Here is a 13515-nt window from a genome sequence, read left to right as displayed (position 1 = left end):
GTAGCCGGTACAATTGTTGTTATATAACAATAGTTAAGCTGGCGTACAACAGAGCGCGCCCCGATCACCGAGGAGGCTTCGGTGCTGGGCACGGACGACAGCCAGGTCCGCACGGTTTTGGCGCGCACGCTGGAGGAGGACCGGTCCGCGCTCGTCGGCGAGTGGGCCGGGCAGGAGCGGGGCAGCCAGACGGCCAGCGAGCTGCACCGCGAAGCCGTCGACCTCCTGGAGGCTCTCCGGGACGCGCTCGGCGGCACGCTCCCGGTGTCCCGGATCGTCGACCAGGACCCGGCGGTGCGCGACGTCCTGACGTCGCTGTCGGAGCGCCGGGCCCGCGCGGGCGCGGAGCCGTCGGCCACGGCGATGGCCATCCTCGCGCTGAAGCGCACGATGCTGGGCGCGATCGAGCGGCACACCGAGGATTCGGCGCTGCGCTACCGGGCGGCCCTGCTGGTCAACGAGCTGCTCGACAGCGCGGGCGTGCTCACGTTCGAGGTCTACTCCGCGGGTCGCGAACGGATCATCCGCGAGCAGCACAGCCAGGTGCTCGAGCTGTCCACCCCGGTCGTGCGGCTGTGGCGGCACGTCCTCGCGGTGCCCCTGATCGGCACGCTGGACAGCGCCCGGACCCAGGTCGTGATGAACAACCTCCTCGAAGCGATCCAGGCCCACGAAGCGCGGGTCGCGATCATCGACATCACCGGCGTCCCCACCGTCGACACCGCGGTCGCGCAGCACCTGCTGCAGACCGTCAGCGCGGTCCGGCTGATGGGCGCCGAATGCGTGATCAGCGGGATCCAGCCGTCGATCGCGCAGACCATCACGCAGCTGGGCATCGACCTCTCGCACATCGTCACGCGCGGCACGCTCGCGGACGCGCTGGCCACCGCCATGCAGCTCCTCGGCGACGGCGGCCGCCCCGGCGCGGTGACCGGGTGAACGCCGGCCTGCCCATCCTGCGGCTCGGGGACATCCTGCTCGGTGGCCTGCTGAACGACCTGGACGACAAGACCGCCCTCGCGTTCACCGACGAGCTGACCACGCGGATCGCGGACGAGGGCATCCGCGGTGTGATCATCGACATCTCGCGGCTGGAGATCATCGACTCCTTCGTCGCCCGCGTGCTCATGCAGCTGGCCGGCACCGGACGGCTGCTCGGCGCCCGGATGGTCGTGGCGGGCATGCGCCCGGCCGTCGCGCTGACCCTGACCGAGCTCGGGCTGCGGCTGACCGGCGTCCAAACCGCGCTCAACGCGGAACAGGCCATGGAACTGCTCGGCTGGCGGCGCCCCGAAGAGGCGCCTCATGCTTCCTGACGAACGGACCGGCCACGAGCACGACGTCCCGCCGTGCGAGCACCCCGTCCGGGTGGAGGAAGACCTGCTCGCCGCCCGCCACGCCGTGCGCGCCGCGGCGGTCGCCGCCGGGTTCTCGATCGTCGACCAGACGAAGATCGTCACCGCGGCGAGCGAACTGGTCCGCAACGCCTACATCCACGGCGGCGGGGGCACCATGACCGTCGCCGCCGTTCGGGACCCCGCCGGCCGGCTCGGGCTCCGGCTCCAGGTGCGCGACGACGGCCCCGGGATCGCCGACGTCGAGCAGGCGATGACCGACGGCTTCAGCACCGGGGCGGGCCTCGGGCACGGCCTCGGCGGCACCCGCCGCCTGGTCGACGACTTCCACCTCGACACCGAGCCCGGCCGCGGCACCACCGTCACGGTCGTGCGCTGGAAACCATGACCGCCACCGTCACCGGGCTGACGCGCCAGATCCGCGTCGACCACCCCAGCGCGGGGTACGCCGCCGCCCGCGTCGCCCGCGAAACCGCGCACGCCGCCGGGCTGCCGGACGTGCTGGCCGAACGCGCCGCCGTCGTGGCCGCCGAGCTTGCCGGCAACATCGACAAGCACACCGGCGGCGGGTCCGTGTTCGTGCAGCCGTCGCTCACCGGCCGCGGCGTCGACGTGCTGGCCGCCGACGACGGTCCCGGCATGGCCGACCTCGACCACTGGCTGCTCGACGGCAACACGACCACCGCGACGCTCGGCACCGGCCTCGGCGCGGTGCGCCGGATGGCGACCGAGTTCCGGATCACCTCCTCACCCGCGACGGGGACGCTCGCCGCCGCCCGGCTCCTCGACCCCGCGGCGCAGCCGCCCCGCGCCGGGATCGGGCACTTCCGCCTGCCGCGTGACGGCGAGGAGTACTGCGGTGACGCCGTCGCGCTGGCCGACGTCACCGGGAGCCGGACCGCCGTCGTCGCCGACGGTCTCGGCCACGGACCGGACGCCGCCGAGGCCGCCGGCGCCGCACTGGACGTGTTCACGCAGAACCCGGACCGTCCGCTGCCCCACCAGCTCACGAACATGCACCGCGCGCTCCGCACGACCCGGGGCGCGGCGATCGCGCTGATGCGGATCGCGCCGCGGCGGCTCGAGTTCTGCGGTGTCGGCAACGTCAGCGGCGCCAGCCTCGGCGACGGCCCGTCCCGCCTGCTGCTCAGCACCCCCGGCATCGTCGGGTTCACCCTGCCGTCGGCCCCGGTCCGGCACCTGGAGCTGGCCGAAGGCGACGTCGTCGTCCTGCACACCGACGGCGTCGGCTCCACCTGGCGCGGCCCCGGCCGGTCCCCGGACCTGCTGCTGCTCGCCGCGGACCTCGCCCACCGGCACCGGAACCCGCGCGACGACGCGGCGATGCTCGCCCTGCGCGCGGACCGGCCCGCCTGATGCGCCCCGACCTGGCCCGGATCCGGCGGCGGCTCCGCACCGCCTGCGCGGAAGCCGGCGTCCCCGCCGACAACCGGGCGCGCCTGGTGCTCGCCGTGACCCTGCTCGCCGAACCCGCCCTGCTCGCGGGCGAAACCGTCGACGTGGCCACGGCGTCCTCGGACCGGCGGCTCGCCGTCACCGTGCGGCTGGACCACGCCGTGAGCCAGCACAGCCGCAACGCCCTGCCGCTGCTGCCGGAGACGGGCGACGACGAGACGCTCACCTGGCACCTGGCCGGCGGCAGGCCCGCGGTACCGGCCGACCCCGACGACGACCGGGCGACGCGCGAGGAGATGCTCGCGCTGATCGCCCGCGCCGACACGCTCGCCCAGGACCAGCGGGAGCTCAAGCACGAGCTCGCGGAGACCAACAGCGGCGTGCTGGCGATGTACGTCGAGCTCGAACAACGCGACGAACAGCTCCGCCGCGCGCACGCGGTGATCTTCCGCGAGCTGGAGGACGCGCTGCGGCCGCGGCCGCTCACCGTGCCGGGCCTGGAGCTGGCCGTCCACTACTCCCCGACCGACCAGGACTCCCCGGCGGGCGGCGACCTCTACGACTGGTTCGTCCTGCCCGACGGGCAGGTCCACGTGACCCTGGTCGACGCGGTCGGCCACGGCGTCACCTCGACCCGGCACGCGCTCACCGTCACGCACGCGATCCGGACCCTCGCCCTGGAAGGGCACCCGTTCCCGGACCTGATCTCCCGCACCTCCCGCACCCTCGCGGCGATCGAGCCCGACCTGATGGCCACGGTCGTGCTCGCCCGCGTCGACCCCGTCACCGGCCGGACCCAGCTCGCGAACGGCGGGCACCCGGAGCCGGTGCTGGTCACGGCGGCGGGGGCCGCCCGGCTGCTGCCCGCCCCGGTCCCCGGCCGCGGCGTGGGGTTCCCCGATCCCGGCAGCCGCCGGCTCGTCCGCGCGGTCCTCGCGCCCGGCGACACGCTGCTGCTCTACACCGACGGCCTGGTCGAGAGCCGCAAGGACCTCGACGAAGGCCAGGTGCGCCTGCTGTCCCTCGCCGAAGCCCACCACGCCCGGCCGGCCGCGACCCTGCCCCGGGAACTGGTGACCCGGATGCACGACGTCGTCCTGCACGCCGACGACACCGTCGTCCTCGCCATCCGCCGGACTTCCGTGGCGTAGGACGGCGGCCGCCGGGTACCCCGTCCGCGATGACCACCTCGAGGACCGCGTCCGGCCGCGTGCGAGTGCTTTCCGCCGGGACCGAGCGTCCGGGCCGTCCCCCGGTCGTGCTGCTGCCGGGCCTCGGCGCGCCCGGCTACCTCGCCGACACGCTGCACGGCTGTGCCGCGGCCACGCGAAGCCACCTGCTCGACGTACCCGGGTTCGGCGGGCCGGGTCCCCTGGCGTGCGAACCGGAAATCGACGCGATCGCCGACGCCGTCATCGGGTGGCTGGACCGCCCCGCTGTCCTCTTCGGACATTCGACGGCCGCGCAGGCCGCCATCGCCGTCGCGGCGCGGCGCCCCGAGCTGGTCGAGGCCCTGGTGCTGGCCGGTCCGACCTTCCCGCCCCCGCTCCGCCGCCTCGGCCCGCTTTCCGGCGCGCTGCTGCGGGACCTCGTCCACGAATCGCCCGCGGCGCTGCCGGGCACGGTCCCGCACTACCTGCGGGCCGGCCCCCGGCGGCTGCTGCGGATGATCCGGTCGGCCCAGCGCGACGAACCGGAACGGGTGGTGCCGCGGCTGCGGTGCCCGGTCCGGGTGGTGCGCGGCCACCTCGACACCCTCAGCCCGCACGGCTGGGCGCGGTCCCTCGCCGACGCGGCTCCGGACGGCGAACTGGTCACCGTCCCCGGCCCGCACACCTTCCCCGCCCGGGCCGGCGGCCGCACGTCGGCGTTGATCACGGCTTTCGCCGTCCGGGGTTAGGCGGGATCGGCCCGGGTATGCCGACGCACCGTCGGAAGGAGGCGCTGTGCGTGCGATGGTGTACCGCGGGCCCTACAAGGTGCGTGTCGAAGAGAAGGACGTTCCCCCGATCGAGCATCCCGGCGACGCGATCGTCCGGGTCACCCGTGCCGCGATCTGCGGCTCCGACCTGCACCTCTACCACGGGATGATGCCGGACACCCGCGTCGGGACGACGTTCGGGCACGAGTTCGTCGGCGTGGTCGAGGACGTCGGGTCCGGGGTGCGGAACCTCCGCCGCGGCGACCGGGTCATGGTGCCCTTCAACGTCTTCTGCGGGACGTGCTGGTTCTGCGCCCGCGGCCTGTATTCCAACTGCCACAACGTGAACCCGAACGCCACGGCCGTCGGCGGCATCTACGGCTACTCGCACACCTGCGGCGGCTACGACGGCGGCCAGGCCGAGTTCGTCCGGGTGCCGTTCGCCGACGTCGGCCCGACCGTGCTCCCCGGCTGGCTGGACGAAGACGACGCCGTCCTGCTCACCGACGCGCTCGCGACGGGCTACTTCGGGGCCCAGCTGGGGGGAATCGTCGAAGGCGACGTCGTCGTGGTCTTCGGTGCCGGGCCGGTGGGGCTGTTCGCCGCGAAGTCGGCGTGGCTGATGGGCGCCGGCCGGGTGATCGTCATCGACCACCTCGAGTACCGCCTGGAGAAGGCCCGCACCTTCGCCCACGCCGAAACGGACAACTTCGCCGAGTACGACGACATCGTGGTGCACCTGAAGAAGCTCACCGACGGCCTCGGCGCCGACGTCGCGATCGACGCGGTGGGCGCCGAGGCCGACGGGAACTTCACCCAGCACGTCACCGCGGCCAAGCTCAAGCTGCAGGGCGGTTCGCCGGTGGCGCTGAACTGGTGCATCGACGCCGTCCGCAAGGGCGGCACCGTGTCGGTGATGGGTGCCTACGGCCCGATGTTCAGCGCCGTCAAGTTCGGCGACGCGCTCAACAAGGGCCTCACGCTGCGGATGAACCAGTGCCCGGTCAAGCGGCAGTGGCCGCGGTTGTTCGAGCACATCCGCAACGGCTACCTCAAGCCCGCCGACATCGTCACCCACCGCATCCCGCTCGAGCACATCGCCGAGGGGTACCACATCTTCTCCGCCAAGCTGGACGGCTGCATCAAGCCGCTGATCGTCCCCACCGCGGGCTGAGGAAGGAACGACCATGACGTACACGTCGGAGCGGCCCCCGATCGCGGAATCGAGCGAGAGCCTCCGCGCCCGGATCCCGGGCTGGGGCGCGGACCTGGACCCGAAGGACCGGCCGTCGGTGCCGAAGCTGCAGTGGCAGGACGACCGGACCGGCGCCCACTGGGAGTTCCCGGAGCGGCAGCCGGAGAAGTGGCCGCGGGAACGCTCGATCGAGCACGAGTTCCTGACGCCGGTCTTCGGGACCTCGTGCCCGCCGAAGGGGATTTCCGGGGCGCTGCGCCGGTTTTCCTACCGGAAGTACAGCGAGGGGCGGGCCGCGCACTGGCTGCTCCTGCTCGCCGCCGACCGGGTGGACGCCTGGGAGAGCCACCTGCGCTCGTTCGCCACCCTTCGCCCGGACAACCCGATCACCGAGACCGGGGTGCTGAGCGAGTTCACCCGGCACGGCTTTTCCTCGCGGGTGGGGAAGAAGCGCGCGGACGTCCGGCACCACCTGCTGGACCCGGTGCTCGTGGCGGGTCCCTGGGTGCTGACGGCGGCCCTCGCCGTTTCGGCCGTCCGGCGGGTGCTGCGGCGGCGCCGGTGACGCCCGCGTTGCCCGGTGAGCCGGTCCGCTACCGCCCGCCGTGGCGCTGGGTGGTGGCGGTGCTCGCCGGATACGTCGCGCTCACCGGCACGTCGTTCTCGCCGTCGTTCGACCGGAACGCGGCCGCGCCGGTGTCCGGAGCGGCAGTCGGCGGGAAGGCCCGCGGAATCGCCGTGGACGGGGTGCTCACGGTGGACGCGCCGGCCGAAATCCGCCACGGCTGAACGCCGCCTGAGATGCTGCCCGGGTGTCCACGCCGAACCTGCCGGCCGCCGGACGGCTGCTGGCCCCGGCGCTGCTGTTCATCGCGCTCGTCGTCGCCGTCGTCGGGAGCCTCGGGGCGCCGCTGATCACCTCGGTGGCGGGCGGGTTCGGCGTCTCGCTGGCCGCCGCGCAGTGGACGCTCACCGCGCCGCTGCTGGTCGGGGCGATCGCCACCCCCGTGCTGGGCCGGCTGGGCACCGGCCCGCGCCGCCGGCACGTCGTCCTCGCCACCCTGGCCGTCGTGGTGGCGGGCAGTCTCCTGACGGTGGTGCCGCCGTCGTTCGGCTGGCTGCTGGCCGGCCGGGTCGCCCAGGGCGCCGGGCTGGGCCTGACCGCGCTGATGATGGGCGTCGCCCGCGACCACCTGCCCGCCGCTCGCGCCGGCTCGGTGATCGCGCTCCTTTCGGTGGCCTCGACCGTCGGGATCGGCGTCGGCTACCCGCTGGCCGGGCTGCTCACCGACCTGGCCGGGCTGCGCGCGGCGTACGGGCTCGGCCTGCTGGTCACCGCGATCGCGCTGGCCGCCGCGTGGTGGTCCGTGCCCCGGCCGCCGTCCGGCCGCTCGGCGGCGGTCGACGGGCCGGGCACGGCACTGCTGGCCGGGGGTCTGCTGACGCTGCTGCTCGCGATCAGCCAGACCGGCGTCTGGACCGGCCGTCCGGCGCTCGGCGCCGCCCTCCTGGCCGCGTCGGCCGTGCTGCTCGGCGCCTGGGTGCGCCGCGAACGCCGGTGCGCCACCCCCCTCGTGGACCTCGCCCTGCTGCGGAACCCCGCGGTGGCCGGGGCCAACGCCGTCATGCTGCTCGGCGGCGTCGGCATGTACCTGCTGCTGACGTTGGTGACCCGCTACGTGCAGACGCCCCAGCCCGCCGGGTTCGGCGTCGGCGTCTTCGTCGCGGGCCTGGTGCTCGTGCCGTTCTCCGCGGCCGGTTTCGCCGGCGGCAAGCTGGTGCGGCCGTTGCGTGAGCGGCTCGCTCCGGCGACCGTCCTGGCCACCGGGGGCGCGGCCGTGCTGGTGGCGCTGGCGGTGTTCGCGCTGACCCGCGGCGAGCTTTGGGAGTCCTTCGCGGTGATGGGCGTCCTGGGGCTGGGCGTCGGCGTCTTCTCCGCGGCGATGCCGGCCGCGATCCTCGCCGTCACCCCGGCGGCGGAGACGTCCAGCGCGATGAGCTTCAACCAGGTCGTCCGCAGCGTCGGTTTCTCGATCGGCAGCGCGCTCGGCGGCCTGACCCTGGCCGCCCACACCCCCGCCGGCGCGAAGTTCCCCACCGGAACCGGGTACGCGACGGCCTCCTGGCTGGGCGCCGCCGCGATGGGCGTCACCGTTCTCGCCGCCCTCGCGCTCGGGCGGATCTCCCCCGTGCGGCGCGGCGGCTGATACCCGGGAGGGAGGTGCCGACGGCCCGGCGGGAAGAGGCTCGGAGCATGTCCCGACTCCCGGTCCACGACGGCCGCCGCCCCCAGCGCTGGGCCGTCGCCGCCGCCCACGCCGTCCCGCTGCTCACGCTGCCGTCCGGGCTCTGGCGGCTGGCTCTCGCCGCCGGGTTCGACCTGGGGATCCGGCCCGAGCCCGCCGTCACCTTCGCCGACGCGGTCTCCTTCGTCGCGCTCAGCGTCGTCTGCGAAGGCCTCGCCCTGCTGACGCTCGGCCTGGTCCGCCCGTGGGGCGAGCGCGTTCCGCGGTGGATCCCCCTGCTCGGCGGCCGCCGGGTGACCCCGCCCGCCGCGATCGTGCCGGCCGCGCTGGGCGCGCTCGCGCTGGCGGTCGTCTGGGCGTACGCGTTCCGCGGCTTCCCCGGCTTCGGGTTCCTCGCCTTCTCCGCGCCGGGCTGGCACGTCCTGGTCGTCGCCTGTTACCTGCCGCTGCTGCTGTGGGCGCCGCTGCTGGCCGCGGTCACGTGGGCGTACTACCGCCGCCGCCGCGGCTACTGAGGACCGTTGGTCAGGGAAAGGTTGAACGCGTAGCGGGACGCCCGGTAGACGTGCCAGCCGTACTCGACCACCCGGCCGGCGTCGTCGTAGGTCGTGCGCTGCATCGTGAGCAAGGCCGCTCCCGGCTCCTCGTGCAGCAGTTCCGCGTCCTCTTCGGTCGCCAGCCGGGCGCCGATGTTCTGCTCGGCGGCGTGCAGCCGTACCCCGGCCGAGCGCAGCAGCTGGTAGAGACCCTTGTCGCGCAGCTCGTCGTCGGCCGGGTCGAGGACGCCGTCGGGCAGGTAGTTGTTCATCAGGGCCAGCGGCTCGCCGTCGGTCGAGCGGATCCGCTTCAGCCGCCGCACGTGGGTCAGGCCGGGCGCTTCGAGCAGGGCGGCCACCTTCTCGTCGGCTTCTTCGACGCGGTTGGCCAGCACCACCGTCTCCGGCTTGCCGCCGAGCCCGCTGAGGTCGTCGAAGAGGCTGCTCAGCCGGAGCGGCCGCGCGACCTTGGTGCGGACGACCTGGGTGCCGACGCCGCGCCGCCGCACGAGCAGGCCCTGGTTGACCAGCGTCTGGATCGCCTGGCGGACGGTCGGGCGCGACAGGCGCAGGTTCGCGGCGAGGTCCACCTCGTTGCCCAGCCGGCTGCCCGCGGGCAGCCGGCCGTCCGCGATCGCGGCCTGCAGCTGCCGGGAGACCTGGAAGTACAGCGGCTCGGGACTGCCCGGGTCCAGCTCGATCTCCCGGCCGGGATCCCAGGCCGGGTAAGTGAGATCCGGCTGGGACGGCGGAGGCGTGCTCATTGACGGGAGCCTACCGGGCCGGCTCCCACTGTAGGGATGACCTGATGTCCATATGTCTTGACAAAGTCTCCGGCTCGCGGCAATCTGGGATTCAGGCCGGCTGGCGGCGGAAGCACTCAAGGAGGGACCGATGACGTTCGACCTCGTCACCACGGGCCGGAACCCACGTCTGCGAGGAGTGGAACGGTGACCGCCACGATCCGGCGTCTCGTCTCCCAGCGGGTGCACCACCCCGAAGCGATCGCCGAGGCGGCCGCGAACCGGGTGCGGGCCAAGTCGCCCTTCAACAACAAGGGCCGCACGATGATCATCGCCGCGGACCACCCCGCCCGCGGCGCCAACGCCGTGGGCGGCAACCCCACCGCGATGGCCGACCGCGGCGAACTGCTCGAACGGCTGTGCCTCGCCCTCGAACGCCCCGGCGTCACCGGCGTCCTGGCCACGGCGGACGTCCTCGACAACCTGCTGCTGCTCGGCGTCCTGGACGGCAAAACCGTGATCGGGTCGATGAACCGGACCGGGCTGGCCGGGTCGAGCTTCGAGATCGACAACCGGTTCGCCTGCTACGACGCCGAAGCGATCGAAAAGATGCGGTTCGACGGCGGCAAAACGCTCACCCGGATCTGCCTCGACAACCCGGCCACGCCGAGCGTCCTGGAAAACACCGCGAAAGCGGTCAACGAACTCGCCGACCGCCGACTGATCGCGATGGTCGAGCCGTTCCTCTCGGTCTGGACCGACGGGCGGCTCAAGAACGACCTCTCCCCCGACGCTGTCATCAAGTCGATCACCATCGCCGCCGGGCTCGGCCGGTCGTCGGCCTACACCTGGCTCAAGCTGCCCGTGGTGGACGACATGGAGCGCGTGCTCGCGTCCTCGACGTTGCCGGCGGTGCTGCTCGGCGGCGAGGTCAAGGACGCGGACGCGGCGTTCGCCGCCTGGCAGCGCGCGCTCACCCAGCCGACCGTGCAGGGTCTCGTGGTCGGACGTTCGCTGCTCTACCCCCACGACGGGGACGTCGCGAAGGCCGTGGACACGGCGGTGGGGCTGCTGTGACACCACGCCGCGAGGGACCGACCGAGCAGGCTCAGGACCATGACCGCAGGAGCACCGTGAACACCATCGAACACTGGATCAACGGCACCGCCACCGCGGCGGGATCGACCCGCACCGCGCCGGTCTACGACCCGGCCACCGGGCGGCAGCAGGCCTCGGTCCTGCTCGCCGACGCGTCCGATGTGGACACCGCCGTTGCCGCCGCGAGCAAGGCCTTCGAAGCATGGGGCGACTCCTCGCTGTCCCAACGCACCAAGGTCATGTTCGCCTTCCGCGAGCTGCTGGTGAAACACGAAGACGAACTCGCCCGGATCATCTCGAGCGAACACGGCAAGGTCGTCGACGACGCCCGCGGCGAGATCGTCCGCGGCCGCGAAGTCGTCGAGTACGCCTGCGGCATCGCCGACGCGCTCAAGGGCAGCTTCTCCGACCAGGTCTCCCGCGACGTCGACGTCCACGACTTCCGCCAGCCCCTGGGGGTCGTCGCCGGGATCACGCCGTTCAACTTCCCGATCATGGTGCCGCTGTGGATGCACCCCATCGCCATCGCCACCGGCAACACCTTCGTCCTCAAACCCAGCGAACGGGACCCGTCCGCCTCGAACTTCGTCGCACGGCTGTACGCCGAAGCCGGCCTGCCCGACGGCGTGTTCAACGTCGTCCACGGCGACAAGACCGCCGTCGACGCCATCCTCGACCACCCGGACGTCGCGGCCGTGTCGTTCGTCGGCTCGACGCCCATCGCCAAGTACGTCCACGAACGCGGAACCGCCACCGGCAAACGCGTCCAAGCCCTCGGCGGGGCGAAGAACCACGCCGTCGTCCTGCCCGACGCCGACCTGGAGTACGCCGCGAACCACCTCACCGCGGCCGCGTTCGGCTCGGCCGGGCAGCGCTGCATGGCGATCTCGGTCGGCGTCGCCGTCGGCGCGGCGGGCGACCGGCTCGTCGAGATCCTCGAGCGCAAGGCCCGCGAGGTGAAGGTCGGCCCCGGCGACGACCCGGCCAGCGACATGGGCCCCGTCGTCACCGAGGCCGCCCGCGAGCGCGTGGTCAACGCCGTCGCCGCAGGCGCCGAGCAGGGCGCGTCGGTGGTCGTCGACGGCCGCGGCCTGACCGTCGAAGGACACGAGGACGGCTTCTTCGTCGGACCGTCCCTTCTGGACAAGGTGACGCCGCAGATGGCCGCCTACCAGGAGGAAATCTTCGGCCCGGTGCTGGCGATCGTCCGCGCCGACACGGTCGACGAAGCCATCGGCATCATCAACGCCAACCCCTACGGCAACGGCACCGCCATCTTCACCGGCAGCGGCGAAGCCGCCCGCAAGTTCCAACGCGAGGTCAAGGTCGGCATGATCGGCGTCAACGTGCCGATTCCGGTCCCCATGTCCTACTATTCATTCGGCGGCTGGAAGGACTCCCTCATCGGCGACAGCCCCATCCACGGCCCGGAAGGGGTCCGCTTCTACACCCGCGCCAAGGTCGTCACCACCCGCTGGCCGCACACCAGCACGCACACGGCGGCGTTCACCTTCCCCACATCGAGCTGAACCACTTCGGCGGCGGCGGCCCCCGGGTCTCAGCCGCCGCCGGTTCCTCCGGTGCTCCGGCTGATCCCGTCGGCGCACGAGGTGCTGAACGTCCCAGATGGAGCTGAGCACCTCACCGACGGCGATCGGCCGTCGTGTGGCTGCGGATGAGCCCGAAGGCTTCCTGGTTTTCGGCGGGGTCGGGCGGCCTCGATCGGGCTGAGCCGGTGGTCGGTGTCGTGCAGCAGGTGGAAGCCGAAGCGCTCGCGGCCGGCGTGAAGGTGGGTCGGCGCGAAACCGAGGTAGGCCTCGGTGCTCCACGGCTGCTCGTCGGGCAGGGCGGTCGCGGCCGGTTCGTAGACCTTGCCGTGCCGGACGCCGTAGCCACCGCGCGATCCCGGGCACCGCCGCCTGGGTCCGGATCGCGCGGTAGCCGAGGTCGCGAAGTGTCCGGAGCCGCGACTCCGGAGAGCGGACCCGAACGCCGGTTAACCGGAACACCTGCCTCCGGTTTTCCGGTACGGTGGCGGCAGCACCGACGAAGGAGGCTGCCGTGGGATATCGAGGCCCGCTCCCGAAGAACGCCGTCGACCGGGTCAACACCTGCGTCGGCACACTCCGGACGTCACCGCGCTGGGGAAACCTGGTCCGCCGCCACCTGACGGTGGTCACCTACACGGGACGGCGGTCGGGGCGCACGATCAGCACGCCCGTCGGCTACCGGCGGGCCGGCGACGTCGTCACCATCGGCGTCCGGATGCCCGACGCGAAGTCGTGGTGGCGCAACTTCACCGGCGAGGGCGCCGCCCTCACGCTCGAACTCGACGAAACCGCCCGCACCGGTCACGCCGTGGCGCGGCGGGACGAGAAGGGCCGGGTCACGGTGACCGTCCGCCTCGACGGCGACGCCTAGCCGGGCTGCGCGGCCATCCCGTGCCACAGCAGATCGGCGAGGCCCGCCGCGTCGCGCCGCCACTCCCCGTTCGGGTCGAGCAGCAGCAGGCCGGCCAGGCCGCGCATCACCTGCAGCGGGGCCAGGCCCGGCCGCACGGTCCCCGCTTCGACGTTGGCCGCCAGCATGGTCGACACCGCGCCGACCATCGCCTCGTAGGCGCTCGCCGGGAGCTCGCCCCGGGACGCCGTCGCGGTGCGCAGGGCGTCGGCCAGCCCCTTCTTCGTCATCATGTAGTGCGCCAGGTGGTCGGTCACCCACACCCGGAACGCCTCGTCCGGAGCGTGCTTGCCCAGCAGCACCGGGACGACGTCCACGATGTGCCGGACCTCGCGCTGGTAGACGGCCAGGATCAGCGCCTCCGGGGTCGGGAAGTGCCGGTACACCGTGCCGACGCCGACTTCGGCCTGCTTCGCGATCGCGTTGAACGACACTTCGCCCGTCCTGGCCAGCGACGCCGCCGCCGCGACGAGGATGCGCTCGTGGTTGCGCCGGGTATCCGCACGCCGGGGACTGACCGATCCCGTCGTCATCGTCCCTCCCGG

At 73.1% G+C, this 13515-nt stretch carries 16 protein-coding genes; 14 read left to right on the top strand and 2 right to left on the bottom strand.

Annotated features, from left to right (window positions below):
* The first annotated feature begins 81 nt into the window (after positions 1-81).
* From ACH54P_RS45150 to ACH54P_RS45100, 11 genes are read left to right on the top strand one after another with little or no spacing between them, the layout of a single operon-like run.
* The gene (locus tag ACH54P_RS45150) at positions 82-939 is read left to right on the top strand and encodes an STAS domain-containing protein (RefSeq protein ID WP_489909437.1); all 858 of its coding nucleotides are present in this window, start codon (positions 82-84) and stop codon (positions 937-939) included.
* Positions 936-1316: an STAS domain-containing protein gene (locus ACH54P_RS45145; protein WP_489909436.1), complete on the top strand. Its 381-nt coding sequence runs from the start codon at positions 936-938 to the stop codon at positions 1314-1316. Before ACH54P_RS45150 ends, ACH54P_RS45145 begins: the two co-directional genes overlap by 4 nt.
* Complete coding sequence (locus tag ACH54P_RS45140; RefSeq protein ID WP_489909435.1) at positions 1306-1743, top strand: ATP-binding protein; 438 nt, start codon at positions 1306-1308, stop codon at positions 1741-1743. Before ACH54P_RS45145 ends, ACH54P_RS45140 begins: the two co-directional genes overlap by 11 nt.
* Positions 1740-2732, top strand: a complete 993-nt coding sequence (locus ACH54P_RS45135; RefSeq protein WP_489909434.1) for a SpoIIE family protein phosphatase — start codon at positions 1740-1742, stop codon at positions 2730-2732. Before ACH54P_RS45140 ends, ACH54P_RS45135 begins: the two co-directional genes overlap by 4 nt.
* The gene (locus tag ACH54P_RS45130; protein ID WP_489909433.1) at positions 2732-3922 is read left to right on the top strand and encodes a PP2C family protein-serine/threonine phosphatase; all 1191 of its coding nucleotides are present in this window, start codon (positions 2732-2734) and stop codon (positions 3920-3922) included. Before ACH54P_RS45135 ends, ACH54P_RS45130 begins: the two co-directional genes overlap by 1 nt.
* Before the next feature lie 29 nt (positions 3923-3951).
* A complete protein-coding gene (locus tag ACH54P_RS45125) occupies positions 3952-4671 on the top strand; it encodes an alpha/beta fold hydrolase (RefSeq protein WP_489909432.1) in 720 nt (239 codons plus the stop codon).
* 55 nt (positions 4672-4726) lie between these two features.
* Positions 4727-5866 carry a zinc-dependent alcohol dehydrogenase gene (locus ACH54P_RS45120; RefSeq protein ID WP_489917005.1) on the top strand — a complete coding sequence of 380 codons (1140 nt, stop codon included), beginning with the start codon at positions 4727-4729 and terminating at the stop codon, positions 5864-5866.
* 13 nt (positions 5867-5879) lie between these two features.
* Entirely contained in the window at positions 5880-6452 is a 573-nt protein-coding gene (locus tag ACH54P_RS45115; RefSeq protein WP_489909431.1) for a hypothetical protein, read from the top strand.
* On the top strand, positions 6449-6676 hold the full coding sequence (locus ACH54P_RS45110; protein WP_489909430.1) for a hypothetical protein: 228 nt from the start codon (positions 6449-6451) through the stop codon (positions 6674-6676). Before ACH54P_RS45115 ends, ACH54P_RS45110 begins: the two co-directional genes overlap by 4 nt.
* Before the next feature lie 23 nt (positions 6677-6699).
* Positions 6700-8094, top strand: coding sequence for an MFS transporter (locus tag ACH54P_RS45105; RefSeq protein WP_489909429.1), 1395 nt, complete (start codon positions 6700-6702; stop codon positions 8092-8094).
* A 47-nt stretch (positions 8095-8141) separates the two neighbouring features.
* Positions 8142-8648, top strand: coding sequence for a hypothetical protein (locus ACH54P_RS45100; RefSeq protein WP_489909428.1), 507 nt, complete (start codon positions 8142-8144; stop codon positions 8646-8648).
* On the opposite strand, the gene ACH54P_RS45095 is transcribed toward ACH54P_RS45100, so the two are convergent.
* Positions 8642-9433: a GntR family transcriptional regulator gene (locus tag ACH54P_RS45095; RefSeq protein ID WP_489909427.1), complete on the bottom strand. Its 792-nt coding sequence runs from the start codon at positions 9431-9433 to the stop codon at positions 8642-8644. The two genes, ACH54P_RS45100 and ACH54P_RS45095, sit on opposite strands and share 7 nt — an antisense overlap.
* A gap of 186 nt (positions 9434-9619) precedes the next feature.
* Here ACH54P_RS45095 and ACH54P_RS45090 point away from each other — a divergent pair, with 186 nt between their 5' ends.
* The 3 genes from ACH54P_RS45090 to ACH54P_RS45080 all read left to right on the top strand — a co-directional run bounded on the left by ACH54P_RS45090 (position 9620) and on the right by ACH54P_RS45080 (position 12931).
* Positions 9620-10489, top strand: a complete 870-nt coding sequence (locus ACH54P_RS45090) for a Cgl0159 family (beta/alpha)8-fold protein (RefSeq protein ID WP_489909425.1) — start codon at positions 9620-9622, stop codon at positions 10487-10489.
* Positions 10490-10545: 56 nt separating this feature from the next.
* Positions 10546-12039 (top strand): CoA-acylating methylmalonate-semialdehyde dehydrogenase, encoded by a 1494-nt coding sequence (locus ACH54P_RS45085; RefSeq protein WP_489909424.1) that lies wholly within the window; start codon positions 10546-10548, stop codon positions 12037-12039.
* 532 nt (positions 12040-12571) lie between these two features.
* Positions 12572-12931 (top strand): hypothetical protein, encoded by a 360-nt coding sequence (locus ACH54P_RS45080; protein WP_489909423.1) that lies wholly within the window; start codon positions 12572-12574, stop codon positions 12929-12931.
* Here ACH54P_RS45080 and ACH54P_RS45075 read toward each other — a convergent pair.
* Positions 12928-13503: a TetR/AcrR family transcriptional regulator gene (locus ACH54P_RS45075; protein ID WP_489909422.1), complete on the bottom strand. Its 576-nt coding sequence runs from the start codon at positions 13501-13503 to the stop codon at positions 12928-12930. The genes ACH54P_RS45080 and ACH54P_RS45075 overlap by 4 nt on opposite strands.
* Positions 13504-13515 lie beyond the last annotated feature (12 nt).

The organism is Amycolatopsis sp. N2S4-7, assembly GCF_058119595.1.
Note: the sequence above shows the minus strand (reverse complement) of the source record. Positions and strands in the feature narration are given on the sequence as shown.

Bases quoted from the DNA above. Each gene is read 5' to 3' on its own strand.
- ACH54P_RS45140 (WP_489909435.1), top strand. From the start codon at position 1,306: ATGCTTCCTGACGAACGGACCGGCCACGAGCACGACGTCCCGCCGTGC.
- ACH54P_RS45135 (WP_489909434.1), top strand. From the start codon at position 1,740: ATGACCGCCACCGTCACCGGGCTGACGCGCCAGATCCGCGTCGACCAC.
- ACH54P_RS45130 (WP_489909433.1), top strand. From the start codon at position 2,732: ATGCGCCCCGACCTGGCCCGGATCCGGCGGCGGCTCCGCACCGCCTGC.
- ACH54P_RS45125 (WP_489909432.1), top strand. From the start codon at position 3,952: ATGACCACCTCGAGGACCGCGTCCGGCCGCGTGCGAGTGCTTTCCGCC.
- ACH54P_RS45120 (WP_489917005.1), top strand. From the start codon at position 4,727: ATGGTGTACCGCGGGCCCTACAAGGTGCGTGTCGAAGAGAAGGACGTT.
- ACH54P_RS45115 (WP_489909431.1), top strand. From the start codon at position 5,880: ATGACGTACACGTCGGAGCGGCCCCCGATCGCGGAATCGAGCGAGAGC.
- ACH54P_RS45100 (WP_489909428.1), top strand. From the start codon at position 8,142: ATGTCCCGACTCCCGGTCCACGACGGCCGCCGCCCCCAGCGCTGGGCC.
- ACH54P_RS45095 (WP_489909427.1), bottom strand. From the start codon at position 9,433: ATGAGCACGCCTCCGCCGTCCCAGCCGGATCTCACTTACCCGGCCTGG.
- ACH54P_RS45075 (WP_489909422.1), bottom strand. From the start codon at position 13,503: ATGACGACGGGATCGGTCAGTCCCCGGCGTGCGGATACCCGGCGCAAC.